Origin of the sequence: Prolixibacter sp. SD074 (assembly GCF_009617895.1) — a bacterium.
Taxonomy (GTDB): Bacteria; Bacteroidota; Bacteroidia; order Bacteroidales; family Prolixibacteraceae; genus Prolixibacter.
The window spans coordinates 1,405,610-1,431,414 of the sequence record NZ_BLAW01000001.1; the positions used below are offsets into that span (position 1 = coordinate 1,405,610).

General features: G+C 42.3%; 19 protein-coding genes. 5 read left to right on the plus strand and 14 right to left on the minus strand.

All coding sequences use genetic code 11. The features are described 5' to 3' along the window. Positions 1-177: 177 nt before the first annotated feature. Entirely contained in the window at positions 178-969 is a 792-nt protein-coding gene (locus GJU82_RS06215) for a C40 family peptidase (RefSeq protein WP_153631353.1), read from the minus strand. A gap of 88 nt (positions 970-1,057) precedes the next feature. On the opposite strand from GJU82_RS06215, the gene GJU82_RS06220 reads away from it, so the two are divergent. Together GJU82_RS06220 and GJU82_RS06225 are read left to right on the plus strand one after the other, a co-directional pair. Next, on the plus strand, positions 1,058-3,205 hold the full coding sequence (locus GJU82_RS06220) for an HD family phosphohydrolase (protein WP_153631354.1): 2,148 nt from the start codon (positions 1,058-1,060) through the stop codon (positions 3,203-3,205). Between the two features lie 22 nt (positions 3,206-3,227). Continuing rightward, the gene (locus GJU82_RS06225; protein ID WP_153631355.1) at positions 3,228-4,529 is read left to right on the plus strand and encodes a S41 family peptidase; all 1,302 of its coding nucleotides are present in this window, start codon (positions 3,228-3,230) and stop codon (positions 4,527-4,529) included. A gap of 141 nt (positions 4,530-4,670) precedes the next feature. Here GJU82_RS06225 and GJU82_RS06230 read toward each other — a convergent pair whose 3' ends face one another. The 8 genes from GJU82_RS06230 to GJU82_RS06265 all read right to left on the minus strand — a co-directional run bounded on the left by GJU82_RS06230 (position 4,671) and on the right by GJU82_RS06265 (position 16,053). After that, complete coding sequence (locus GJU82_RS06230) at positions 4,671-6,437, minus strand: RagB/SusD family nutrient uptake outer membrane protein (RefSeq protein WP_194830980.1); 1,767 nt, start codon at positions 6,435-6,437, stop codon at positions 4,671-4,673. Positions 6,438-6,455: 18 nt separating this feature from the next. After that, positions 6,456-9,008 carry a SusC/RagA family TonB-linked outer membrane protein gene (locus GJU82_RS06235; protein ID WP_194830981.1) on the minus strand — a complete coding sequence of 851 codons (2,553 nt, stop codon included), beginning with the start codon at positions 9,006-9,008 and terminating at the stop codon, positions 6,456-6,458. Then, complete coding sequence (locus GJU82_RS06240; protein ID WP_153631358.1) at positions 8,996-9,754, minus strand: transposase; 759 nt, start codon at positions 9,752-9,754, stop codon at positions 8,996-8,998. Before GJU82_RS06240 ends, GJU82_RS06235 begins: the two co-directional genes overlap by 13 nt. 42 nt (positions 9,755-9,796) lie before the next feature. After that, positions 9,797-10,546, minus strand: a complete 750-nt coding sequence (locus tag GJU82_RS06245; protein ID WP_153631359.1) for a transposase — start codon at positions 10,544-10,546, stop codon at positions 9,797-9,799. Positions 10,547-10,666: 120 nt separating this feature from the next. Further along, entirely contained in the window at positions 10,667-11,350 is a 684-nt protein-coding gene (locus tag GJU82_RS06250; RefSeq protein WP_153631360.1) for a TonB-dependent receptor plug domain-containing protein, read from the minus strand. Between the two features lie 1,388 nt (positions 11,351-12,738). Further along, entirely contained in the window at positions 12,739-13,539 is an 801-nt protein-coding gene (locus GJU82_RS06255) for a hypothetical protein (RefSeq protein WP_153631361.1), read from the minus strand. A 37-nt stretch (positions 13,540-13,576) separates the two neighbouring features. Beyond that, on the minus strand, positions 13,577-15,019 hold the full coding sequence (locus GJU82_RS06260) for a SusD/RagB family nutrient-binding outer membrane lipoprotein (protein WP_153631362.1): 1,443 nt from the start codon (positions 15,017-15,019) through the stop codon (positions 13,577-13,579). 23 nt (positions 15,020-15,042) lie between these two features. Beyond that, the gene (locus tag GJU82_RS06265) at positions 15,043-16,053 is read right to left on the minus strand and encodes a hypothetical protein (protein ID WP_373921430.1); all 1,011 of its coding nucleotides are present in this window, start codon (positions 16,051-16,053) and stop codon (positions 15,043-15,045) included. A gap of 196 nt (positions 16,054-16,249) precedes the next feature. Here GJU82_RS06265 and GJU82_RS06270 point away from each other — a divergent pair, with 196 nt between their 5' ends. After that, the gene (locus tag GJU82_RS06270; RefSeq protein WP_194830920.1) at positions 16,250-17,518 is read left to right on the plus strand and encodes a transposase; all 1,269 of its coding nucleotides are present in this window, start codon (positions 16,250-16,252) and stop codon (positions 17,516-17,518) included. 13 nt (positions 17,519-17,531) lie between these two features. Here the strand turns inward: GJU82_RS06270 and GJU82_RS06275 are convergent, their stop codons facing one another. The 3 genes from GJU82_RS06275 to hutI all read right to left on the minus strand — a co-directional run bounded on the left by GJU82_RS06275 (position 17,532) and on the right by hutI (position 22,972). Further along, on the minus strand, positions 17,532-19,658 hold the full coding sequence (locus GJU82_RS06275) for a SusC/RagA family TonB-linked outer membrane protein (RefSeq protein ID WP_153631364.1): 2,127 nt from the start codon (positions 19,656-19,658) through the stop codon (positions 17,532-17,534). A 294-nt stretch (positions 19,659-19,952) separates the two neighbouring features. Next, positions 19,953-21,641 carry a glutamate formimidoyltransferase gene (ftcD, locus tag GJU82_RS06280; protein ID WP_153631365.1) on the minus strand — a complete coding sequence of 563 codons (1,689 nt, stop codon included), beginning with the start codon at positions 21,639-21,641 and terminating at the stop codon, positions 19,953-19,955. 80 nt (positions 21,642-21,721) lie between these two features. Beyond that, the gene (gene hutI, locus GJU82_RS06285; protein WP_153631366.1) at positions 21,722-22,972 is read right to left on the minus strand and encodes an imidazolonepropionase; all 1,251 of its coding nucleotides are present in this window, start codon (positions 22,970-22,972) and stop codon (positions 21,722-21,724) included. A gap of 403 nt (positions 22,973-23,375) precedes the next feature. Here hutI and GJU82_RS06290 point away from each other — a divergent pair, with 403 nt between their 5' ends. Beyond that, entirely contained in the window at positions 23,376-23,702 is a 327-nt protein-coding gene (locus GJU82_RS06290; protein ID WP_153631367.1) for a hypothetical protein, read from the plus strand. A 50-nt stretch (positions 23,703-23,752) separates the two neighbouring features. Here GJU82_RS06290 and GJU82_RS06295 read toward each other — a convergent pair whose 3' ends face one another. Further along, the gene (locus GJU82_RS06295; protein WP_153631368.1) at positions 23,753-23,923 is read right to left on the minus strand and encodes a 4Fe-4S binding protein; all 171 of its coding nucleotides are present in this window, start codon (positions 23,921-23,923) and stop codon (positions 23,753-23,755) included. Between the two features lie 216 nt (positions 23,924-24,139). Here GJU82_RS06295 and zupT point away from each other — a divergent pair, with 216 nt between their 5' ends. Next, positions 24,140-24,967, plus strand: coding sequence for a zinc transporter ZupT (zupT, locus tag GJU82_RS06300; RefSeq protein ID WP_228488590.1), 828 nt, complete (start codon positions 24,140-24,142; stop codon positions 24,965-24,967). 159 nt (positions 24,968-25,126) lie between these two features. Here the strand turns inward: zupT and nth are convergent, their stop codons facing one another. After that, on the minus strand, positions 25,127-25,780 hold the full coding sequence (gene nth / locus GJU82_RS06305) for an endonuclease III (RefSeq protein ID WP_153631369.1): 654 nt from the start codon (positions 25,778-25,780) through the stop codon (positions 25,127-25,129). Positions 25,781-25,805: the final 25 nt, after the last annotated feature.

A 25,805-nucleotide genomic window follows, 5' to 3' on the forward strand; every position in this document is an offset into this window, starting at 1 on the left:
AATTGCTCCCCGCTACAAATAATCCAAACAAAACAAAGATTCAAAAAATTTCCGCCATCTCACCACTACTCACTCCTCTTTTTTCTTTCGGGAATAAAGCCAGATTAAATAAGCCACAACAATAATGGCAAAAATGTATCCAATGACATGCAAATGGCCCATAGATGTGATTTTGAGTTAACCATCGATGATTCGCTTCATCAGGCGCATCTTATGCGTATATTTTCGGGTTTCTGTATTGTAAATTCCGAACTGATCGACGTTATCGATTCGCACTTTCCCGGAAGAGTGAATAATCTTATTCCGCTCCCAAATGATGCCAACGTGTGTAATCGCTCCTTCGTCGTTATCGAAAAACGCCAGGTCGCCCGGCTGCGCTTCATCTACAAAACTGAGATGCTGGCCGATATGGACCTGCTGCGATGCATCGCGCGGAATCGGTATTCCCACCATCTTATACAGGACCTGTGTCAAACCCGAACAATCGACCCCAAAGGGTGAACGGCCTCCCCACAAATACGGCGCGTTGAAATATTTCAGTGCATTTTCAATAATTGTAGGCCGCACAGCGGGAGAAGTTTCAACGGTTACATTTCCCTTTATGGTATATAACGCATCGTCAATCCGAAAGGTTTTATCCGCCTGATTATAAAAGGGTAAAGAACTGCCGGCAACAATCAAAAAATTATTGTAGCTATCCGAACTTTGAACAATATTGAATACATCAGTTGTTACTACTGCAGGAAGTTGCTGCAGTTGTGATATAAGTGCATTGTCCACTTCATTGACCATTTTCCGGTCAATCCATCCCTCGTATCCATCGAACCCGTTCCGGATGCGGGCCCACTTCTCAGTCTCTTCTAAAATGGCGTAATGTTCACCAAAAAGAACTTGCGTACACATTTCGCTCTTCTCGGCCGGCTCCGTCCGGACCGGGATAATACTGAGATTGGAGATTCCGTATCTCATCAAAATTATTATTATTTTTGGTACTAATCCCAAAGATAAAAATTTTATCGAATCGTGATTTTTAGGAACGGAAAAGAGACTTATTTACATGGATGTAAAAAATAAACTAAAATCCAGAGAATCATTCTGGCACACCACTTTCGTGGTTGCGTTATTTGTCATAACCACAGTCCTGATTTATCTGGCACTTCCCGGAGAAGCCCGCTTCAAGTATGAATTTCAGAAGGGACGTCCCTGGATGCATGAAACCCTGATTGCCCCTTTCGATTTTGCCATTCTTAAAAGTGACGATGAATTAAAAACAGAACGAGATTCGGTATTGAATGCCCAACTCCCTTATTTTACGTATCAGGATTCAATAGGAAAAGACCAAATCGGCAAACTAAAAAACCAGGTTGACGAGTTGGGACAATCACTCAATATCAAATCAAAAACTATTTCTGAGGCCGGTATCAGGCAACAACTGGTAAATCTTTATCAGGAAGTATTTAAACGGGGTATTCTGGAACAGAGTATTTCCGATTATCCTTCGCTGAAAGGGAAAAGCGACTTAATGTTTGTAGAAGATCACGTTGGGCGTAAAACACCGTTAAGCTCCGTATTTTCATTAAAAACCGCTTACAATTATCTTTCCTCGGGCCAGGAGCAACTTGCTGAAAAATATCCCTCGTGGCAGCCTTTACTGGTAAAAATACATCCGGAAGTATTCCTTCGATCCAACCTGGTATTCGATGCAAAAACAACCGATTTTGAACGACAGAAGTTACTTGATGATATTTCGACGTCGCGCGGAATGGTCCAGGAAGGCGAACGTATTGTTTCGCAGGGCGACCTGATAACTCCCGACACCTACCGGATTTTGGAATCGTTGCAAAAAGCCTACGAAAACCGGTTGGGTAACGCTACCGAATATTATGGAGTGCTGGCCGGAAAAGGCATGTTCATCATTCTTTTGATGCTGGTGCTTTTTCTCTTCGTATTCAATATTCGGCGCGAATTACTGAATTCGAAACGGGACATTGCCTTCACCCTGTTGATGACGGTCGTCATGATTTATTTTTGCCGGTTGGTCGTATCCACTAACCCACAAATGGTTTACCTCGTCCCGTTTACGGTTCTGGCTTTAACCATCAGGACCTTCCTGGATGCCCGGCTGGCTATTTTTGTGAACACCATTGCCGCACTGATTGTGGGATTTATGGTACCCAACGGTTACGAATTTGTGTTGCTGCAGATCCTGGCCGGAACAGTTGCGGTCATCAGCCAGGATAAACTGCTGAGAAGGGGACAGCTTGTTATTACGTCCGTGTTTATTCTGTTGACCTATGTATTTGCTTATATTGGTATTTCCCTTATTCAGGAAGGAAACTGGCATGCCATTGAATGGATGCAGCTGCGTTGGTTCGTAGGCAATGCCGTGTTGACTTTGATTACCTACCTGTTAGTGTATATCTTCGAAAAATCCTTCGGTTTTGTATCGGATGTGACGTTGATTGAGCTTTCCTACTCCAACCAGAACCTTCTGCGTAAACTGGCGGAAGAAGCGCCCGGAACGTTCCAACACTCGTTGCAGGTTGCCAACCTCGCCGAAGATGCCATTACCAAACTCGGAGGCAATCCGTTACTGGTGAGAACAGGTGCGATGTACCACGATATTGGTAAAACCAAAGCGCCACATTTCTTTGCCGAAAACCAGGCAAAGGGTATCAATCCGCACGAAGAGATGTCGCTGGAAGAGAGTGCGCGGGTAATTATGAGCCACGTAGCTGATGGTGTGACGTTGGCCAGGAAATACAAAATCCCGGAGATGATCATTGACTTTATCCGGACACACCACGGGACCACCACAACCGGCTACTTTTATATGATGTCGAAAAATGAAAACCCGGAACAAAATATCGATCCATCAAAGTTTACCTACCCGGGACCGGTTCCCTCTACACGCGAAACCGCTGTTGTTATGCTGGCGGACAGTATCGAAGCGGCATCCCGAAGTTTGAAGGACATCAATGCCGAATCGCTTTCTGATTTGATTGACAAAATATTCAAATCAAAGATAAAGGATGGACAGCTGGATTATGCGCCGCTCACCTTCCAGGACATCACGCTACTCAAGCAAATTTTCCTGGAAAAGTTGCTGACCATTTATCATGTTCGCATGGAATATCCGGTAGAGAAAAAGGTAAAAAAAGTTAAACGCAAAACAATTCCTTTAGACAGACGTAAAAATCGATAAAATTTTCAAACCCTCCCCATATATGAAAAAATTACAATTTATTTTACCAATTTTCCTTGTTGCTGCAATCGCCGTATCAGGATGTAAGAAAAATGACACGCCGGCTCCGACTCCGGCGCCCACACCCGCTGTAGTTGATGCCGGCGTACAGAACACGGCCAACCTTTTCCAGGATTGGTACCTGTGGTACAAAGATATGCCGGACGTGGATCTATCCACTTATACCGATCCGTCCAAATACATCGATGACATTCGCTACAGTAAGGATCACTGGAGCTTTGCGGCTCCGCTGGATCAAATTATGGCGCTCCTCCAAAGCGGCCAATCGGGTGGCTGGGGCGCCGGTTTCAAATTCGATTTGTCCGACAGTTTACGCATTGCTTATGTTTACAATAGCAGCCCTATGGGTGCCGACAGCGTAGCCCGGGGCTGGATGATACGATCGCTTGACGGACAGTTGGTAAAAGACATGAGTATCGATGCCATCAACCAGGAATTGGCCAGGGACCAGGTTACTTTCGGATTTGTTCTACCGGATAGTACATACAAAGCATTGAGTATTTCGAAAGGCGATGTGGTGATGAACACCGTCCAATACAGCCACGTTTACGGCACGAACGGGGAGAAAACCGGATACCTCGTATTTTCAGATTTCCTTGAGCCTTCCGTTGCTGACCTCGATACCACTTTTACCACATTCAAAGCAGATGGAGTTTCCAACCTTATTCTTGACCTTCGTTACAACACAGGAGGCTTGCTTACAACAGCCGATTCATTGATGAGTCTCATCGCCGGTGATAAATACAATAATCAAACGTATAACCAACAGGAATTTAACGACAAACATACCGATGCCAACGAAGGAAACCAGATTCATCAAAAACCGAATAGTCTGAATCTGAACAATATTGTTATCATCACCTCTTCATCGACTGCCTCGGCCAGTGAACTGGTAATTGCCGGACTAATGCCTTTTTACCCCGTTACCCTTATCGGGACACAAACATTGGGGAAACCCGTAGGGATGAGTATTTTTCAGGATAATCAAAACAATCTGGCGATTGCCCCCATTAGTTTCCGCAACGTCAACAGTGCCGGTTACAGCGATTATTTCGACGGCATTCCAGTCGATTATACGGTTTACGAAGACGTGAAATACCCATTCGGCGATCCGAACGAATTATGTCTGAAAGCAGCGCTTAATTATCTCTCAACCGGAAGTACCGGAACTTCGGCAGCCATGTTGAAATCGGGCACCATGCCGGCAAAGCTGCTTAATAAGGGTACCGATGTAACGGTGACGAACTTGTATGATTTGAAATAAATCCATTGACGTAAACCGACACTAGCCATCGCATGTTAAAGAAAAGATGGGCTGTTCAGAAAAATTGAACAGCCCATCTTCATTATAAATATTTAGATTTAACGTAAATCGAAAAAGAAATATTATTTACCTAAAACCACATCAGAAAGGAGATGAATCCTGCAATCCGGTAATGCTCTTAACAAAACCAAACTCCTTAACTGGTGCACGTTTCATTGCACCGGGTACAGGAAGACTTGTCGGCAACGTTCCCATATCGTTATTATCAGCATCCGATATACCCTCATTTGTCTGAATCTCTTTTTGAGGAATCGGCCAAAGACGATAAGGCGCATCAGCAGGAATATTAAAAATAGCCAGAGCACCGTAATTCGTGACAATCTTTCCATCAACTTCTTTATATCGAATTGCAGGCTTATTGAGACGCATCAAGTCAAACCAGGAAATACCTTCGCCCCAAAATTCGACACGGCGTTGAAGCCATACCTCATCCTGCAATTCCTGGGCCGATGCGGCTGTACTAACAAAATCAGGATCACGATAAGTTTGTACATATGATTCCAAGGCTGCCTTACCGGCTCCCAAATCTCCTCCCATTCCTTTGGCTTCAGCAATAATTAGTTCCATTTCTGAAGCACGCATCAATGGAAAATCATCCGAGTTTTCCGGATATGTCAGTTGTTTATTTGTAGGTGCAAATTTGACACTTGTATAAGGCTCCATACCAAAAACGTCCCAAATTGGGCCATAATCAGGCGAATATGGTTCTCCAAACCATTCATTAAAGGCTGACGCAGCCTCGCCACTATCCTCATAACCTTTTAAGGCTGCAGCTTCGTAATTTTCATCCAGAAACCATCCTTTACGAACATCGGTCGCGGGAATCTGATCATACAATAATTTATTAACCTTTTTCCAGGTGCCAACAAGTGTTGTATAGCCGCCATAACCAAAGCAAAGGTTTGTACACATCGAAGTAAAATTACAGATTCCAGAGGTAGTTGCATCATCCGTTGTTGTAATAATGCATCCCCACATAATGCCTGGTTCCGTTACATCGTCGAAGGTTGGAACAGAAACAGCTTGCATCGACATTGGAGATTGGCCGCTTTCAGTTAATGCTTTTGCAGCATCAGAAGCAGCGGCATCCCAATTCTGCATTACCAAATTGACACGAGCTCGCAGACCATATGCAATAGCCAAATTTACTGCTGAAACATCGGGCCTTGCAGGAATGTCATCGCCACCCAGATATCCAATCGCATCGTTCAGATCTTTTATGATCAAAGCATATACTTCAGCAACCGTTTTTCTGGGATTCATTGTCAGTGAATCAACAGGTGTTTCATCAGTTATAATTGGTACTGCAGGCTTATCCTGATTTCCAACATACGTAAACTGAAATAACTGTACCAGGTTAAAATAATCATATGCCCGAACTGCCAAAGCTTGTCCCAGATAACTCTTTCCAATTGGATCTGTTGTTGCACGATCTATTTTTCCAATAATAGAATTAGCTGTACGAATTTGCATATAAAACTGGTTCCATACCACGCGCGGAGCACGGTAAGTAAAGTTCCGGTTTGTTAAATCCTGTTCTCCACTAAACCAGTTATAACCAGTCACATCACCTACAATGTCCTGACCATTATGATCTGTCTTAGCAGCTATACCGGGAATACCGAAGTCTTCCTGATAACTCCCCGAACCAGTAGTAGCAGGCCAGGCTTTCATAATTGAATACAGTCCGTTTACCTCTGATTGAAGTTTGGATGGATCATTATTAATGACTTCAGTCAACTGATCCTCTGTAATTGAGCCACCATCCGGGGCCACATTTAGTTTATCATCACATCCGAAAACGAGAGAAGTGATAACTAATAGCAATATGAATCTTATATTTTTCATCTTCATGTTCTTTTGGCGTTAGAATTTGATGTTTGCCCCCATAGAAATCGTTCTAATGGGAGAATAAATAAAGTCAGTGGTGCCACTGAAATTTTGACGGGGATCAAGTCCTTTTCGCTTAGAGAACAAATAAACGTTGTCAGCAGCAAAATACAAACGAATAGCCTCTAAGTCTATCTTATTTAAAACTTTCTTCGGTAAAGTATATCCCAATGTAATATTATTGATACTCAAATAGGAAGATGAAATCAGGAAGCGATCTGAAGTTGCTCCAATATCTTTACCTCCAAAGTTTACCATCGGAATATCGGTATCGGTATTACTTGATGTCCATGAATTCAGGATATCTTTATGCCAGTTAGTACCAGCCTCATTTGCCTGACCTCCATGCATCAACTGTTGATAGATATAGTCGTAAGTTAAACCTCCCAGACCATAAGTACAAGATACCGAGAAATCAAAACCAAAAGCATCAACCGAGGTTCCAAAACCTCCTTGTAAATCAGGAAGAGAGGTACCCGGACTATCACTGTTTTGCTTTAATGAAGCCGTAGAATAATCCTCAGTTACACCATAAGTCCCATCATCATTTGTGGTTCGCCATTGTGGAGCACCCGTTTCCGGATTAACACCAGCATAGACTGGATACCAGTAGTCATAAATACTTCCTCCTACACGCAAAACTCGCCTTCCATTAACGTATCCATCAGGATCTGAAAACTGAGGAGGTAAGGAGAGAATCTCATTTTTGTAATGTGTTCCGTTTACATAAACAGACCAGGTAAATTTCGGAGTGTGAACCAATCGGGCATGCAAATCGACGTCAATACCCCGATTTCTCATCGAGCCAATATTATCTGGATAAGCTGAATACCCAACTGTAGGAGGCACAGGAATATAGTAAAGCATATTTTCTACTTTCCTATTGAAATATTCAACTGAACCACTGATTACTCCATTAAACAACGAAAATTCAAAACCCGTATTTAAGTTATAACTGGTTTCCCAGGTTATATCCCGATTCCCTTTATAGGTAAGTTCAATTGCGAAATCGTCGTTTGAATTCTTGACATCGTATTGGTCCTGGGCAGGGTAATAGTTTTGACCATCAGCTGCATTCTCATACAGCAGCGCATCGTTACCCTGTGCTCCATAGCTGATTTTATATTTTAGCATATCTAACCAATCAGCTCCAGCCAGAAATCCCTCTTTTTCCATTAGCCAGGAGCCACCAACTGACCAGAAATTACCCCAACGATTGTCTGGCGAAAACCGGGATGAAGCATCCCTTCTATAACTAGCTGACAAGTAATATTTTTGAGCATAATCGTATTGTACTCTCGAAAGATAACCTTGTACGAAATACTCATCGCTATTCGAGCCCGTTTCCTGTCTCAAAATTGCATTTGACAACTGTTCACTCTCCGGATTAAAGAGATTATACTTAATCCCATACATCTGCTCCCATTGCCGATCATAAGTTTCATGGCCAACGAGCACGTCAAATGAATGCTGATTAATCGATTTTTTATAGGTAAGCAATTCCTGCAAGGTTAAGGCACCATAATGGCTACTCGTCTTATATATGTTTCCTCCAAAATCGGCACTTTGGCCATAATAAGCATTTCCTTTATCTAAATAACGTGTATTATCAACATCGTAACCAACATTCAATGCAAACTTTAGTCCTTTAAGAAGATTAAAATTCGCAAAACCCTTGATGGTAATTAAATCGGTTTTATACTGTTGCTTATCAAGTTTCAAGTCAGATGCCGGATTCGCAATAGACATCACCGGACGGGTTAATCCTGGATATTCCCCTGTTCCATAATCATATAAAGTATGTCCAAGATCATCTACGATTATTTGTTTGTCCGCTCCTCTCACATATAAAGGATAAATTGGAGCAACAATACGGCTTACATAGAATAGATTCTTCGAACTCAATCCTTCCTGATCTGATGGCGAACGGCTGACAGAATTTGCGTAGCTAATATTACCTCCGACCTTAATCCATTCATTCAATTGATAATCGGTATTAATACGCGCAGTAATTCTTTCAAACCCGGAATTGGAAATAATACCTTCATCATTCAGATAGTTTAAAGAAAAGAAGGTTGTTTGCTTATCATTTCCTCCGCTTACCGAAAGATTAACTTCCTTCCGAGTATTGGTTTTACCAAACAGCTCATTATACCAATTATCATTAATTAGGTAATAATCGTTGTCCCAAACCCGACCTAATGTAGCATTGGGATTAATCTTGCCGTTCTGATCAATCAAATTTTGACCATCAGGGACCGTATAAATATTATATTCCAGACCTTGATTCCCAAACATCAATTGATTGGCTTGAACATTAGCATCTGACGGAGATAATCCTGCCGCGATTTGATTATTATAAATCCCTTCGTAGTATTTTTCATAATACATGGCCGGGTCTGTCATAATATCATATTCGGGTACAGAACGCTGATTAATTCCTGCCTTCACATCCAAATTAACAGAGACTTTTCCTTTCTTTCCTTTTTTAGTTGTAATTAGGGTCTGCTGATTTTCTATGCGCCACACGAGTTCGATATTGGAATGAGCAAAAGGTTTTTGTCAAATAATTCTAATCTCAGCAGGTTTTTGATGGCCGCTTTTAGTTTTTTAAGTAAGAGCGCAAAAGAACCTTTCCATTTTTCTGCCACTTGCAGCAATTTGGCCAGGTTCATGACAAAAAGGATCGCATTGACCCATGATTCGGACGTTTCAGGAAGCCTGGCCATGATATTGTTGAGCCCGTATCCTCGTTTGCCTTGTCCAAACTTGCCTTCTACGTGGTTTCGTTTGGCTGCTTCTTTTTTGTCACGGTATTTCTGACTGGCAGTTTGGCTGTCATTTTTCGGTGGCCTTCCCAGGGGTTTGCCGTAGATCTTAATCCCTTTTTCTTTCAGGTATTTGCGGTTTTCCCTTGTCAGGAAAATCTGGTCGCCAAGGAATACCCGGGGATAGCAACCATAGGTATGTTTAAAATTTTCTACCTGCATTTTCAAATCCGTGCTTTCATTGTAGGCATCCCAGCTGAACCGGTCTATCCGGCAGAATCCGTTCACCTCACTGATGTTGATTTTCGCTCCAAATTCGGTTTTCGCTTTGTCTTTTCCCCGGACAATCGGACGCACATGGGGCTGGAAAATGTTCACAATGCGGTTCTCGCATTGATGGGTTCTATTCTCATACATCAATTTTTGCTGGCTGTAAACTTTCCGAATGGTTGCCATCAGTTCCCTGTCGCGTTTTTCCAGCAATTCCGACCGACCGGGTTTTAACAATAAGCTGTCAACTATTTTTAGATCGCGGGAAATGTATTGAAGCTATCCCCTGATTCCCCGGCGAATCTGCTTCTTTGTCTTCTTTTTCTTCTTTGCAATGTTCAGGTAATGCTTGCGGGCATTCCTGCGGTAGGTTCTTGGTTTTGTTCCATCTGCCGGGCGAAGGTACAACAGGTCTATGATTCGTTCCAGATTTCCCCTGGAGGTGTTTAAGAGTTTCAAATCTGTCGGATAGGTGATCTCCTGGTCGGCCACAGTCGCATCTACTTTCAGTGTTCCCCGGTTATCATTCTTTTCGGGCCCGTCGTTTTTGTCCTTATCCTTGTCCGTTGCCTCTTCCTTTTGTTGCTGTTGTTTTCTTTTAATGCGGGACTGATGTGGTTTAATTTGTTCGGATGATTCGATGATTCGTTGGTTGAAAGCTTCAAACTCATCGCCTCCCAATCTTTTGCGGATATCGACAAACAGGCTGGCATCAAAAACCGGTTGGGTGGTAAAACACGGCAGCCCGCAAAAGTATTGCAGGTAAATGTTTTCCTGTATCATTTCTATGGTACCCCGGTCATCCAGGCCAAGCTTGTGCTTGACTATCAAGGCCGCTATCACCGTGCGGATGTTGACACTTTTACGCCCCGAGCCCGCATCGAGCTTCCGGCTATAAACGGCTGCAAGTGAATCCCAGGGAATCAATGCGGCTAATTTCACCCATCGGTTCTCCTTGTCCAACCCTTGTTCAAAAGGATGCTTGAACATATTTAAACTTAATTGGCTTTGTGGTGTGTAATCAATCATATCTGCAAGGGTTTTGAACCCAATTTATACAAAACCATGCATTTACACCAATCATCAGCCTTGAAAATATGAACAAATAAATGTTGATAATCAATGTATTAAATGTATTCTTTGAGAATATCAGCAGACCCTATTTAATATTACACCATTGGCACCACGTGCACCATAAAGAGCTGCAGAAGCAGCATCCTTCAGTACGGTCACTGACTCAATATCCTGTGTACTAATTGAAGAAATATCTTCACCATAGGGTATCCCGTCCACAACATATAAAGGAGCACTAGATGCACTCAATGAACCTACCCCCCGAATTCTGATTTTAGCAGAGGTACCTGGCTGTCCAGTATTACTAGCTGCTTGAACACCGGCAGTAACTCCTGTTAACGCCTGGGTCACGTTTGATACTTGTCTCTTTTCAAGAGTTGAAGCGTCAACAACTGCTGCTGCTCCGGTAAATGACTCCCGGGTTGCGGTACCATAAGCTACAACCAGTACCTCATCCAACCCAACCAAGTCAGAACGCATGTTTACATTAATGACACTACCTGATATCGCCACTTCCTGTGTTTCCATTCCCACGAATGAGAAAACCAGTGTTGTTGCGTTTTGGGGTACACTAATACGGTATTTCCCATCAATATCCGTTATTGTTCCCAATGTTGTACCTTGGACTGAAACAGAAACTCCCGGAATGGAACTTCCGTCATCGGCACTGGTAACTGTACCTGTAATCACCTTGGTTTGCGCCATCAGAGATAGCAAACCAAAGGCAGAAAATGCAAGTAATAGCACAAGTTTTTTCATAAATAATTGTATTAAAAGGTTAAGTAGTCGTGAAGCCAGTTATTTTACATAGACGGTTAAAAATATGAAAAAAATATTTTTTAATGAAAATTAACATTTTTTTTCTTTCGTTAAGAGTGAAATTGTGCGTAAATCCTTCCCTTAAATTACAAATCAATGCTCTTTACAGCATCAGCCTACCATTCTTCACTACACTGATATACTGATACATACATAAAAATGGCTCTCTGAATCCAGAGAGCCCTTAAGCTTTACTATTGAAGATATGCTTATTAACATATCTTCAATAATTATGTGTTAAAATATGTTACCAAATGCCTCAATCATGAGTGATATAGAAATTATCCGTACCTGGTCTTTCCCCTTCAGGCTGATGTTTTCAAAACAATATGCTTGAAATTCCTCTCTAAAGCAACTAATAACTACCGATACCTCCAGGAAAAACAAGTGTGGTTTTACCTAAAACCTAAGGTGATCTTGACTGAAACCTGCAGTGAAATCCCCCCAAACCACACATGATTTGACGCCAAACCACACGAGGTTTCGGGTAAAACCTGCGTTGAAATCTGCGTATACCGCAAATTATTCCTCTTTGAAAAGAAAAAGCCTGAATACCGAAACAGGAATAACAATGAGAGTTTCCGCGTATTTCAGGTTTTAGAAACAACCCTAAGTCTGTTTTCAGGTTTTGCTGTTAAAAGCGACGGGCCACGTAGGAAGATAAAAAGAAGTATATTTGGAATCCAGTTGTTACGAAATAACAAGCAACCGGACTCACCAATTAAGTATAAATCTGTCAAGCTATTTTAGGGGAGGTCACTCACCAATTAAGTATAAATCTGCCAAGCTATTTTAGAGGAGGTCGGCTGGGAACTTTTCAAGGTGCCCCGTTTCAAAATATATGTATCCAAAACATGTTTTGCGGTTTGCCGTGGAAAAAAGTATGTATCCATAACATATTTCTGGGCGTGCAGTAGGGAAAAGTATGTATGCTTAACATGTTTTGGCCTGTGCTGCGAGGAAAAGTGTGCTTGTTTTAGTTTCAAGGGAGTCTAGGAAGAGACAACAAAATATTTCAGTGAGCATCCGATTGCCAACCTAACACTAATATCCAGTCCACAAAGAAGATGTTGTATCAATAAAAACTGGCGTTTAGATAACATTCTAAAAATCTGATCGGTGCAAGTCATTTACAGCACCACCTATGTGTTTTCATTGTGTTATAAACCTACAAATTGAAGAGGTGACTTTTCGTTACCCACCACTTTAATCAACCTTAATAATTGTATAGTATGAAGACAAATCTCTTTTTCTGAGAATGGCATGTAATAAAAGAGCCAGTCTATTGCAGACTGGCTCCTTATGGTCATAAATTATTGAAATGCTGTTTAATTCTTTGTTAAGACGAAATTATATGTTCCAAAATCTCCCTCATCAACAGAAATGGCAAAGCTCATTGCATAGGTGCCGTCACAAGTACTTAATTTACCACTACCTTCATAAGCAAGATTGTGATACCCCCATGCATCTGAAGCTAACACAGTTTTAACTGCTGTTACAGAATAATCTAATGGATTCACAAGCATCTTTAATGGGCCCTGATCTTCATTAAGACCTTCAATTGCCTCTAAACCTGAAACATATACAGTATACTGATCAGTTGGGTCGACTGTAATGGTCACATCACCTTCTGAGCCCCAGTCAGCACTTTTTGCATGATAGCTACCAGTAACCAGATCCGGGTTATAAGCGCAAACAACAGCAGCATCAATACTTGCATTTGAACGGTATGTCTTACCATTGCTGGTAGTTAGTACTTCAATGGTAAATACATCACCCAACTTCACGTCGCTCAAACTCATTCCCAATTTTTCGGCTAAATCAGCCAATGAGATTTTCACCGTCGCAGGAAAGGAGTTCAAAGTGGTATAATCTACTCTCTCCTTTTGTCCATTATATGATACCTGAATCGAACCGCTACTTACGCTCTCACCATCAGGAATCTTGACAGTAAATTGAACGTAAGTATTTCCCATATCGTTGGAATCAAATACGGCCGGATTCAAATCTGTTATTTCAGGTACAACTGCCACTCCTCTTAAACCGGCTGGATCCTCATCGTTTGTACTACAGGAAGCGAAGACCATAACCATAGCAGCTATTAATCCTAATATATTTAAATTTTTCATTTGCATAATTTTTTAAATGTTAAGAATGGCCTCTTGATTATCGGGTTCCTCCTGCCCACCATACATTTTCAGAATAAACATATGTTCCATCGCCATAAGCCTCCCTCACATTGGCATTCGTCGTTACATCGTCTGCACCATAAGTATAGCGCAGAGGAAACTGTGTCGCATCTTTGGGATTATCTAGTTGGATTACATTATCTCCCATTGCCTTTAACCGGCGATAATCATTATATGCTTCCATTGCTTCCTCTTCATAGCTTGCTATATATTTCTGATTCATCACCTCTGACAACGGATTCGCATCAAATTTGGGTTTCACCTGATTTGTGTAATAATCATCCGCATCGGCAGCTGTCAGACCGATGTTTACCTTAGTGAATGAAGCGGTAATGGCTTTTTTCAATGCATCCTCAGCATTCGTCAAGTCATTCAACCGAACATAAGCCTCAGCTTTCAGAAACTCAAGTTCGTGATAACTCATTAGATAGGTCGGTGCCGTCGCACTACTAATTGCAGAAATACCATAAACTCCTTGTACCTGGTCGGGTGTTCCATTTGGAGCAAAAACTAAGTCGCTGGTTCCAGGATAAGCTTTAAAGAATATTGTATCCCGCGGATCATTTCGGGCCACAAGCTTATCATGTAAACTTTGACTCGCACCAAAATAATCCCTGTCTTTAAAAAACTGAAAGAATGGACTGATCGTTGTACTGCCATCGTAATTAAACTGACATTGCTCGCTGCTAGACGTAAAAGATTCATCTGCAAACTTAATCACATCAGCATAGTCCGGATTCCTGAGTGACAAACGCATGGTATAACGAGCCTTCAGACCGTAAGCAAATTTTTTCCAAAGCGAAGCATCACCACCATAAATTAAATCCTGACTACCTAATGAAGGATAACTGCTCTCTTTACTAAGATTCGCAATTCCTTCATCCAGAAAATGAAAAATCGTATCATAGAGGTCTTTCTGACTATCTAATTTCGGCGTAAAGATGACACCTGGTTGTAAAGCTTCACTCCAGGGAACGTCTCCAAACATGTCAGTAAGGACAGCCAAATTGTATGCAGACAAAACCTGTGCAACTCCCAAAGTATGATAGTTACCTTCTTCAGAGCCTCCTGCCGAGCACTTGTCAATTACTGTTTTCAGATTATACAAGTTGTTATAAGTAGCTGACCATGAATTATTGTAAGTTGTAGAATTGGTCGGATCACCACTTCGTATCTCTGCATTGTACATTTGGTTATAAATACCAACATTCTGCTCGATATAACAAGATGCATAAAAGGCCAAATCACTCCCCGTTACGGTAAATGCAGAACTGGTCATTGCATCTGTTATAATCAGATTGGACGAAACATCAGTGGGAGCATTGATGTTCTTGTTGATAGCATCCATCGTATCTTCGGAACAGGACCAGACCACAATTCCTATGATCATCGCCATGCTTATATTAAATATCTTTCTCATAATTATCTCGATTTACACCATTATTAGAACGTTATATTGACACCCAATCCATAGCTGGTTGTTTGCGGCAAAGAGAACCTTTCAAATGATCCACCCATGTTGGTGTTTCCTTGAGATGATTCAGGGTCAAAATTAGGCAAGGCAGTCCAAAGGAGAAGATTCCTTGCATACAGAGAAACATTAAATTTCAGCGTTTTGTATACGGGCTTTGGACAACTATATTTCAAAGAAACCTCGCGAAGTTTTACAAATGAATTGTCGTGAATGTAATATTCATCGATATTGGACAACACATTCGTGTACAAATCCTGCAGCGCCTTCGGATCATTGGGACCTCCGCGAACGATATCATTCGGAGTTCCATCAGGTTTCACCCCTTTAAATACAAACGTTGACGTCCGATCTTCTGTTCTTTTTGACATACCATAAAGATCCAATAACCCATTTGAACCAGAATACATCTGGCCGCCACTCTTCCATTCTACAGAGGCAGTCAGCGAGAAGTCTTTATACGTGAAGGTATTGGATCCACTCAATATAAAGTCCGGCGACACATGACCAATTACACCCGGAGCTCCCTGCTCAGGCATACCGTAATTCGATGCCCCTGGAGTATCGTTAACTACAATATTCCCTTTATCGTCGCGAACAAATGTTGAGCCATAAATTACCGGATAAGTAGCTCCAATGCCCGCACGAACCTGTGGTGTGGTAAAACCTCCCAAGAAAATACTTTCAACACCTGGAGCCAATTCATCGACCACATTATGTATTTTGGAAAAGTTCACATTCATATCCCACGTAAAATTGCGGGACTTAATAGGAGTCATATATAAAATAACCTCATGTGAAATGGTATGAATCTTTCCACCGTTCATTGTCAGCTGAACCATACCGGTTGAACCCGCCAACGGTACAGGAAAAATTTGATCGGTAACATTCTGTCTGGAATATGTATAATCAATTCCCAACCGGTTATGCAGGAACTTCAAGTTGGCACCAAATTCGTAGGACTTAGTATTCTGAGGTTTCAAATTCGGATCAAATTGCTCATTATTGGGAATATAAGAGTTAATACCACCAATTGACCATCTCCCGAAAAATGGATTGATCAAGCCCTACAATCCAGTCATATCAGGGGTTTAAAGATGTTTATATATGAGGAAAGCTGGTTTAAAAAGGTTATTTTTATTGTGCAAACAAAAGCAAATAATCTCTAAAAACCAGCTCATGTCAAAAGTATTAACAAAACAGGTACAGAACAAGATCAGTCGCTATTTTCTTAAGCTTGAGGGTCAATTAACAAAACCGGAAGCCCGATGTATCAGGGAAATGACCACCGGGATACTCAAGACAGGTACAGTATTGGTCAATAAGATAGCCACAGGCATTTGCGATACGATCTCGTTGAGCCAGACGACCAAGCGCTTTAGGAACCATTATAACAAGAAAGATTTTTTCATGAAGTTATTCCGGGGACATATGAACAGTGTAAAAAGCAAAATCTGTCATGGGGACTACATCCTGTTCGATGGCTCTGATATCCAAAAGAAATATGCCAAGATGATGGATGGGCTGGACTATGTGAAAGATGGCGATAAAGGAACCATTGGCCTTGGGTATTGGCTGATGAATGTTGTCCACTTTAGCAAAGACCAGGAAATGACTCCCCTGTACAATAAGCTTTACAGTTTTGACCATGGCGCAAAAAGTGAAAACAAGGAGGTTCTTGAAGCAATGGGCGAAGTAGGGGCAATCATTAACAAAGATGTCACAACAATATTCGACCGGGGAATGGACCGTCCCATTTGCAGGGATTTCATTATTGCCAATGAAGGCAACTTTAACCTGCGCCTGAAGAAAACCACAAAGCTGATGTACAAAGGCGAAGAAATGGCAGTGAACAAAATAAGCCAGAAAGTGCCGTTGTTCATGAAATTAACGGCTACAAGGATACAGAAAAGCAAGAAGCGCCAGTTGGTCTATGAATGCGGGGCGATAAAGGTCCAGTATCAAATCAAGGGCAAGATGCATGATCTTTGGCTTGTTGTAACCAAAAGGGCCAATGGCGGATATTGCTGGCTACTGACACGTTCTCCAAAAGACAGTATTGTTGAAGTAATCAAAGAAGCATTTACAGCCTATGGTTTTAGGTGGAAAATAGAGGAGTACCACCGACATATCAAGGAATGTTACAACCTGGAAGACATACAAATCAAAACATTCGAAGGCTTACAAAGCATGCTGGCAATACTGACAATAGCCATGAGCATCATATACTCATCGCTTTCATCCCTGCACACAAGGCTGTTGCTTGAAAGTGGGGTAAAAACACTAAACAAAGAACGTATGTACGAACTACGCAATTTTATCTATTACAAAATCAGCACGATAATAAAAGTATTGCTGGCCAATATGACACCAAGGGCTTTCCTTCCTCAATCAGATCCATCTCCTAATGACGGACAGTTAAGCCTTTTACTAAATTTTGAAAACTAAAAACGGGAGATGGTCAATTAATACCACCAATAGGATATTGAACCGGAGCATTTGTCCAAAAACCTCCACCATAATAGTAGCCCGGCTTAGCGTAATAATTCTGCATATAAGAACCGGCTTGTCCAACTTCTGCATACGAAGCCCGCAGCTTGGCAAAACTCAACCACGACAAATTTTTTAGTCCCGAAAGCTCAGAAGCAACAAATCCTAAAGAGACTGACGGATAAAAGAATGAGCGGTTATCTCTCGGCATTGAAGATACAATATCCCGTCGTCCCGTAGCATTTAAAAACAACATCGATTTCCAGGATAATGACATGCTACCAAAAAATCCTACTGTCCGGTCTTTATTTTGTGATTCTGTAGCCGTTACAATATTGGCATTATCAATATGATTCCAACCACCAAAATTAAAGTTAGTTCCAGTTTCGTCATAGTACTTCTTATTGGTCTGGTTGATTTCATTTCCAAGCAACATGGTGAAATCCAAATCATCGTTGATCGTCCAATTATAATTTGCTGTTAACAGTGAATTAACGGTCGCAGAAGTTACACCGTAATTGTCCATGTTACCATCCTTGCCTTTACTGCCATAGCCGAAAATATCCTGATAATGGGTGGTATAAGAGTCTGTTCCAAGTTGATATTTAACATCCAGCCTCATATTGGAGGCTAAGTCAGCGTTAAAATCGACATATCCATTTCCAAAGAAACGCTCAGTTTTTTCATTGAACGTATTATTCTTTGCGATCCAGTAAGGATTGTCAAAAGTCATCGAACGATAGTAAATCTGAGTATAAGGGTCTCCGGGCACATGGTATGGGTATCCCTTCAAATTGTAACTTGCCGGAGCTGAAAGTACACCCGCCAATGAAGCATCATTTGCGCCAGACAGTTTATCAATATTGTCTTTTGAATAGTTACCATTGAAGCCGACCTTAAAATTTTTATTCAATGTTCTGTCAGCACTAAGTTTGCCATTCCACCGGGTCATACCAGTATTCAACGCAATACCCGTTTGATCCGTTTGACTGAGCCCTATCGCAAAATGACCGCTTTTAGTGGCCTGACTTACACTAACGTTGTTAGTTGTAGAGTAAGCCTTTTGGTAATAATCTTTCCAGTTATTATAGACCTTAGGGGCTACCCATGGATCCATATTAGCTGTATTCAACTGAGGAACGTAAAATAAGCCGGGATGTCCATTACTATTTCCACCGTAAGTTGGATCATCCGGTAAGGCTGAAATCTTCGGCCCCCATGACATTGACTGATTTGGCACATACTGACCATAACTACCCTGAGCATAGGTCGTTTGATAATCTGGATTACGGGATACAACCGAAATATTACTATTATGAGAAATATTCACCACCGGCTTGCCAATTTTATTATCGGCGCCACTCTTGGTCGTAATAATTATGACACCGTTCGATGCGCGAATACCGTAAAGTGCAGCCGCCGCCTGACCTTTCAAAACGTTAATACTCGCAATATCAGCAGGGTTAATGTCAACTGCCCGGTTCGAAATGTCAGCACCCGTAACACCATTACCAGTTGAATAGTCCGCGGTTGATTCGATAGGCATACCGTCTACGACATAAAGAGGAGCGTTATTACCAGTAAATGAACGAGCCCCCCTAATTGTAATTTGCGAAGATGCTCCAGGCATACCACTGGAAGGTTTAATATCGATCCCTGCCACTTTCCCTTGTAAGGCGGTAGCAAAATCTGAGTTCCCGGTACGATCAATATCATCTTTAGAAACAGCCTGCACGGAATACCCTAAAGCCTTTTTGTCTTTTTTAATACCCAGGGCCGTCACAACAACCTCTTTAACGCCAACAACATTGGGCTCCAATTTCACGTCAATTTTCGAACCTGAAATTGCAATCTCCTGTGTTTTCATTCCTACGAAAGAAAAGATTAAAGCTTTCGCATCCTGAGGAACACGAAGAGTAAAATGGCCATCAATATCGGTAATAGTACCCATCGTAGTACCCTTTACCGATACAGAAACGCCAGGAATTGAACTTCCATCATCTGCGGAAGTTACTGTTCCTGTAATTTCCCTGGTCTGCGCAAAAACTGACTGCAAACCAATCGCTAAAATTACAAGAAGCAAACCTAAGTTTTTCATAGAATAAATTTTTAGATTAATAAAACAAATACCCATAGTGGCCTCACACCAAGCCACTATAAGATTCACTTAAAATTACATACAAACCCTAATAAAATTGGAAATAGGGCAACAATAACACACATTAAACTTAATACAATAAATATCGTAATCCTATGCATTTCTTTACCAGAGGAGCAAAAATAAAAAGAATTTATCACAAACCACGGACTTTCCGTGTAACACTTGTAACCATAAAATTGAATTTATTGATAATCGCAAGTAGGTTCATATGACAAAACCCTAATTTAAGTATTAATTCACCTTTTTCTCCACCAGCTGTACAATTTCCTGCTCCAACTCAACGGCTCGCCGGGCTACTTCTTCACCTTTGTTAAGTAGCTCCCGTTTTTTTACTTCATCCGTTAAGCCTGAAGCATTGATCCGCACATTCATCCAGGCGCCAAGTACGGCGGTACGAGCACACAAAGCACCAACCCCGGCATCAGTAACTGAGTTCGGATTGCCTTTCTCTACCATGGCACGAATAACATCAAACGATGCCAGCGAGGTTTCCATCACCGAAAGCGGAATTTCCATGGCGTTGAGCGTGGCAGCCTGAATGGCTTCCGAACGTGCCGCTTTTTCTTCATCCGAGCCTTTCGGCAACCCAAAGGCAACCATAATATTATTGAATGCCTGCGTATCTTCATCCACCAGTTTCAGTAGCCTTTCCTGAATTTCGATCCCGCGTTCGGCCCATTCGGAAAACTCTTCCCAACGCTCATCCCAGCCACGCTTGTGTGCTGACAAGTTAGCGACCATGGTTGCCAATGAAGCTCCCAAAGCACCAACATATGCTGAAACGGAACCTCCTCCCGGAGCAATGCTTTCCGAAGCGGTTTCTTCTGCAAACCCACGGGCTGTTAAGTCAATCAGCTTCTTCTCTTCTTTATCATCGAGCATATACTCAATGATCTTTTTCTCCGGATCAAAGGGTTGAAGCTCGTCCAAACCAAGTGACTTAACAGCTATCTTGATGATTTCCCTTTCGGGAATACCGGTGGACCGATTTTGCTTTCGCAGGAAATATTTACCGGCGTCAAGGATGTATTTCAATGGCATAATACCCACCAGTTCCGAACCGGTCACTCTGATGCCCCGCGATTCGGCACTGCGGCAAACCTTATCAAAAGCTACATGGACAGGTGTCACGGTCAAATCGGTCAGGTTCATCGATATCTGGGCAATTCCGTACTCTTCGATGTACCACCCGATGGCTCTCACCTTTTTCAGGGTTCCGGGAATACGTACCGGTTCACCATTTTCGTCTTTCGCGATTTTCCCGGTTACGGGATTTCCTTCCCGCTTAACACGCCCGGCTTCGCGCACATCAAATGCGATGGCATTGGCACGGCGCGTAGATGTCGTATTCAGGTTAATATTATAGGCAACAAGGAAATTACGGGCGCCAATGGCAATTGCCCCGGTTTGGGGAACAAACTCCGCCGATCCAAAATCGGGTTTCCATTCGGGACGTTTCAGTTTATCAGGAAGGGCTTCATATTCGCCTGAGCGGCAAAAAGCCAAACTCTTGCGTTTTTCGGAAAAAGCAGCAAACTCATAAGCGTAAACCGGAATACCCAGCTCATCGCCTACTCTTTTTCCTAATTGACGGGCATATTCAACAGTCTCTTCCATCGATATACCCGAAACGGGGACCAACGGACAAACATCCGTAGCTCCAAAACGGGGATGTTCTCCGCTGTGTTTCGACATGTCGATTAGTTCGGCAGCTTTTTTAATCGCTTGAAAAGCGGCTTCTATTACCAGTTCGGGCTCTCCTACAAATGTAACAACGGTACGATTAGTGGCATGTCCCGGATCGACATCCAGTAATTTGACTCCCTTTACCAACTCAATTGTATCCGTAATTTTTTTTATGACAGACAAATCGCGTCCCTCTGAAAAATTAGGAACGCATTCGATAATCCGTTTTGTCATAGAACTTTCATTTTTTTAGACACTACAAAATAGAAGCGTTAAACTGATAATACCATGATAAATCACATCTTTCTCATACATCACTGAATCTCGCCCCTGAGGATTACTGTCGCGATAAGTTCGGAATTGTAGGCGTACGGAAAATACTGATACGAAGGAATATCCCTGGTTATAAATACATTGGCTGCCTTACCCCGGGCAATACTTCCATAGCCATCACTAATGCCCATGGCATAGGCGGAATTGATTGTGGTAGCGTTAATTACCTCTTCCGGAAGCATCTTATACCGGATGCACCCCAGCGACTGCATGAATTTCATGTCGCCCGAAGGCGACGAACCCGGGTTGAAGTCGGTAGCCAATGCCACCGGAAGCCCCGAATCTATTAGCTTTCGGACTGGCGAAAGAGGCAAGTCGAGGAAAAAGGCGGCACCAGGTAAAATGGTGGGCATGGTTTGCGAATGTTTAAGAACATTTATTTCATCATCACCTAAATATTCAAGGTGATCGACCGAAAGAGCCTTGTTTTTCACTCCCACCTGTACCCCACCGGTGAGCCCTAATTCATTGGCGTGTATTTTTGCCCGAAGTCCATACGTTGTTCCAGCTTCGATAATTCTTTCCGTATCGGCAACCGAGAAAAAACCGGTATCGCAAAATACATCGATGTAGTCAGCCAGCTCTTCTTCCGCTATGCGCGGCAACATTTCATTGATAACCTGGTCGACATACACCGAAGGATTATCCCGATATTCCATCGGAATGGAATGTGCCCCAAGGAATGTGGATTTTATGGCCAGTGGTGTTGATTCTTTTAACCGGCGAATGACACGAAGCATTTTGATTTCATCTTCCGGGTTCAAACCGTAACCGCTTTTAATTTCCACTGCTCCGGTACCTTTGTAAATGATCTCGGATATCCGCTCAAAGGCCGAAACATAAAGCTCCTCCTCACTCATTTCGTGCAAACGACGGGCCGAATTCAGGATACCTCCGCCTCTCCGGGCAATCTCTTCATAGGACAGCCCTTTGATTTTGTCGACAAACTCCTGTTCGCGGCTGTCCGGATAAACTAAATGTGTATGCGAATCGCAGAAGGATGGAAAAACCATTCGTCCCGTGCAATCTATTTCCATCAACACATCGTAATTATCCAAATCGCTTCCGTTCAACTCCTCCATCGGACCAAAATCAACAATCATTTCGTCACGCAGCAAAAGAAATGCATCCTTAATCGTGTGGACTCTAGCCATATCTTTTCCGGCAACCCATAGTTTTGGTTCTTCTTCGACCTGCACCAGCTCTTTGATATTTACCAACAATATTTTCATCTGCTATTTTTTTTAAAGCGCCCCGAAAACTCATCCCGAATAACGGGTATCCAATCAGAAGCTTTTTTAAGACTTTTCGTACCCGGAGAATCAATGGATCGTTATTCGTTGTCAACAAAATCCAGAATCAATCCGCGCATCTCAACAATCACTTATCAGTACCGACCTCTATTACTTATTTTTTGAAACGAATAGGAATTTCATCTCAAGTAGTAACAGATTAAGCTTCGTCAGGCCAGGTAGTTTCATAAACTCCATACTCTTTATAAGTATGAAAGTTTAATAGTAATAAATAAATTTAAGGAAACGCAAATAAAAATGAGACATATCAGGCATAAAACGCTAATTTTTTTGCCCTTTTAAATATTTAGTATGATTCCATTTCGGAAATGGTAAGTATCCGATGCCGGCTATTCCCGTTGCAACTTTCGTTTTCCTGCTAACAGGATTTCTGGCTTTACGAAAAACCGTTCATTATTTCATACTCACACTCCTCCTGTTCACCATCATATTCCTGACTATCGGGGTGATGGGATACAACGGGTATGTGATGGAAATCGCCACGATTTTCCTGGGATTGAGAATTGCATCAGGATTGGCGACCGGGAAAAGCGGCAATGAAATAACCAAACTTTTCATTGAAGGGGCGAAAGATATTCTATCGGCTGCCATGGTTGTCGGACTTGCCGGCGGAACCATCGTTATTCTGAACGATGGACATAGTCGATAAAAAAGCCTGCTCCGACAGGGGACAGGCTTTTTTTTATGCTTTTCCTGAGATTACTCTGCCGGAAAAATAGCTTCAACAGGACAAACCTCTGCACAAGAACCACAATCTGTGCAAAGTTCCGGATCAATTTTGTAGATATCACCTTCACTAATCGCTTCCACCGGGCATTCGTCAATGCAAGTTCCGCAAGCAATACATTCGTCATTAATAACGTAAGCCATAACTTAAATGGATTTTTGTTGATAACATTTTATTAGGAGCAAATGTACAAAGATTGACTAAAAAACAAATTCTCTACATGTGTTAATAACATTTTTTTGAGAATTTTATAATCATTCCAAAAACGTCGGGAAACCGTTATTTTCAACAGCTTTTATTATTTTCGTCTTATAATAAGGGAAAAACGGCCTGTAACCAACTTATGCTAGACCCATCATATGGAGATATCCGGGAATATTCTAACCGCGTTTCTGCTCACCCTTTTTGCCGGTTTGTCAACCGGAATAGGTAGTGCCATTGCCTTTTTCACCAAGCGAACCAATACCAAGTTACTGAGTTTGGCCCTTGGTTTTTCGGCGGGTGTAATGATTTACATCTCGTTCATGGAAATTTTTCCGCATGCACAGCATATATTAATCGAAAAGTTAGGAAAGCTCCGTGGACACTGGTATTCATTAATCGCGTTCTTCGGGGGCATGTTGCTGATTACCTTAATCGACAAATTCATCCCGAATTTTGAAAACCCGCACGAAGTCAAGGCTGTAGAGGATATGGACGATAAGAGCAAAGCCATTGCGTTCCGGAAACTTTACCGCATGGGAATCATGACAGCAGTGGCTGTAGGTATTCACAATTTCCCGGAAGGATTGGCCACCTTTGCATCTACACTGCAAGATCCATCCATCGGAATTGCCATTGCTATCGCCATCGCTATTCACAACATCCCGGAAGGAATTGCCGTTTCGGTACCTATATATTATGCTACCGGAAACCGGAAAAAAGCCTTCTGGCTTTCGTTTCTATCAGGCGTTTCGGAACCAGTTGGCGCATTGCTTGGTTATTTGCTGATTCTTCCGTTCGTTACACCGGAAAACATGGACTTGATTTTCGCCTACATTTTGGCTGGTGTCGCCGGGATTATGATTTTCATCTCTTTCGACGAATTGCTACCGTCGGCCGAAGAATATGGTGAACATCACCTTTCCGTTTACGGCCTTATTGTCGGAATGGCTGTGATGGCGCTCAGCCTGATGGTGCTTTCCTGAAAAGGAATTAAGAAACCGTTTAAATTTCTCTGGAGAAAAGTTATGATACCCCTGTTTTCTCCATTTTTGTTTTGTCCCGACCCAAATGGGAGCCAAAAATGAAGAAGACCGGAGCTTTTTTACTTCGAAGCAAAACCCTGAATCAGTTTTTAACAGGTTCTAAGCTTCTTCTTTCGTCAACTTTTGCTGGTAATATTTGCAGTAAGGTGTTAGTCCGCATTTCTCACATTTCGGTTTTCGGGCCAGGCAAACGTACCGGCCATGCAGAATGAACCAGTGATGTGCCGTGGCGATCAAATCTTCCGGGATGTATTTTATCAGCTGCCTTTCGGTTTCCAGCGGCGTTTTGGCATTCGTACTTAAACCCAAACGGGCCGCCACACGGAAAACATGTGTATCGACTGCCATGGCCGGCTTATTAAATACCACCGATGCAATTACATTCGCAGTTTTCCTACCGACACCTGGTAACTTCACCAGCTCTTCCACCGTGCCCGGAATTTCGCTGTTGAAATCCGCCACCAACATTCTGGCCATGCCCACCAGGTGTTTGGCTTTGTTATTCGGATACGAACATGAGCGGATGTATTCGAACACCTCCCCCGGCTCCACTTCGGCCAGTTTTTCCGGCGTAGGAAATCGCTGAAGCAGTTCAGGCGTTAGTTGGTTTACCCGTTTGTCGGTGCACTGAGCCGAAAGAATGACGGCAACCAGCAATTCATACGGATTGGTATATTCAAGCTCTGTTTCAGCAACCGGCATCTCTTTCTTAAACCACTCGATAATACAGGCAAAGCGTTCTTTCTTCTGCATCGGTTAATTCGTTTGTGGTAAAATT

Excerpts from the sequence above, each read along its gene's own strand:
- GJU82_RS06215 (WP_153631353.1), bottom strand. The coding sequence starts at position 969 with ATGAGATACGGAATCTCCAATCTCAGTATTATCCCGGTCCGGACGGAG.
- GJU82_RS06220 (WP_153631354.1), top strand. The coding sequence starts at position 1,058 with ATGGATGTAAAAAATAAACTAAAATCCAGAGAATCATTCTGGCACACC.
- GJU82_RS06225 (WP_153631355.1), top strand. The coding sequence starts at position 3,228 with ATGAAAAAATTACAATTTATTTTACCAATTTTCCTTGTTGCTGCAATC.
- GJU82_RS06230 (WP_194830980.1), bottom strand. The coding sequence starts at position 6,437 with ATGAAAAATATAAGATTCATATTGCTATTAGTTATCACTTCTCTCGTT.
- GJU82_RS06245 (WP_153631359.1), bottom strand. The coding sequence starts at position 10,546 with ATGATTGATTACACACCACAAAGCCAATTAAGTTTAAATATGTTCAAG.
- GJU82_RS06250 (WP_153631360.1), bottom strand. The coding sequence starts at position 11,350 with ATGAAAAAACTTGTGCTATTACTTGCATTTTCTGCCTTTGGTTTGCTA.
- GJU82_RS06255 (WP_153631361.1), bottom strand. The coding sequence starts at position 13,539 with ATGAAAAATTTAAATATATTAGGATTAATAGCTGCTATGGTTATGGTC.
- GJU82_RS06260 (WP_153631362.1), bottom strand. The coding sequence starts at position 15,019 with ATGAGAAAGATATTTAATATAAGCATGGCGATGATCATAGGAATTGTG.
- GJU82_RS06270 (WP_194830920.1), top strand. The coding sequence starts at position 16,250 with ATGTCAAAAGTATTAACAAAACAGGTACAGAACAAGATCAGTCGCTAT.
- GJU82_RS06275 (WP_153631364.1), bottom strand. The coding sequence starts at position 19,658 with ATGAAAAACTTAGGTTTGCTTCTTGTAATTTTAGCGATTGGTTTGCAG.
- ftcD (WP_153631365.1), bottom strand. The coding sequence starts at position 21,641 with ATGACAAAACGGATTATCGAATGCGTTCCTAATTTTTCAGAGGGACGC.
- hutI (WP_153631366.1), bottom strand. The coding sequence starts at position 22,972 with ATGAAAATATTGTTGGTAAATATCAAAGAGCTGGTGCAGGTCGAAGAA.
- GJU82_RS06290 (WP_153631367.1), top strand. The coding sequence starts at position 23,376 with ATGCCGGCTATTCCCGTTGCAACTTTCGTTTTCCTGCTAACAGGATTT.
- GJU82_RS06295 (WP_153631368.1), bottom strand. The coding sequence starts at position 23,923 with ATGGCTTACGTTATTAATGACGAATGTATTGCTTGCGGAACTTGCATT.
- zupT (WP_228488590.1), top strand. The coding sequence starts at position 24,140 with ATGGAGATATCCGGGAATATTCTAACCGCGTTTCTGCTCACCCTTTTT.
- nth (WP_153631369.1), bottom strand. The coding sequence starts at position 25,780 with ATGCAGAAGAAAGAACGCTTTGCCTGTATTATCGAGTGGTTTAAGAAA.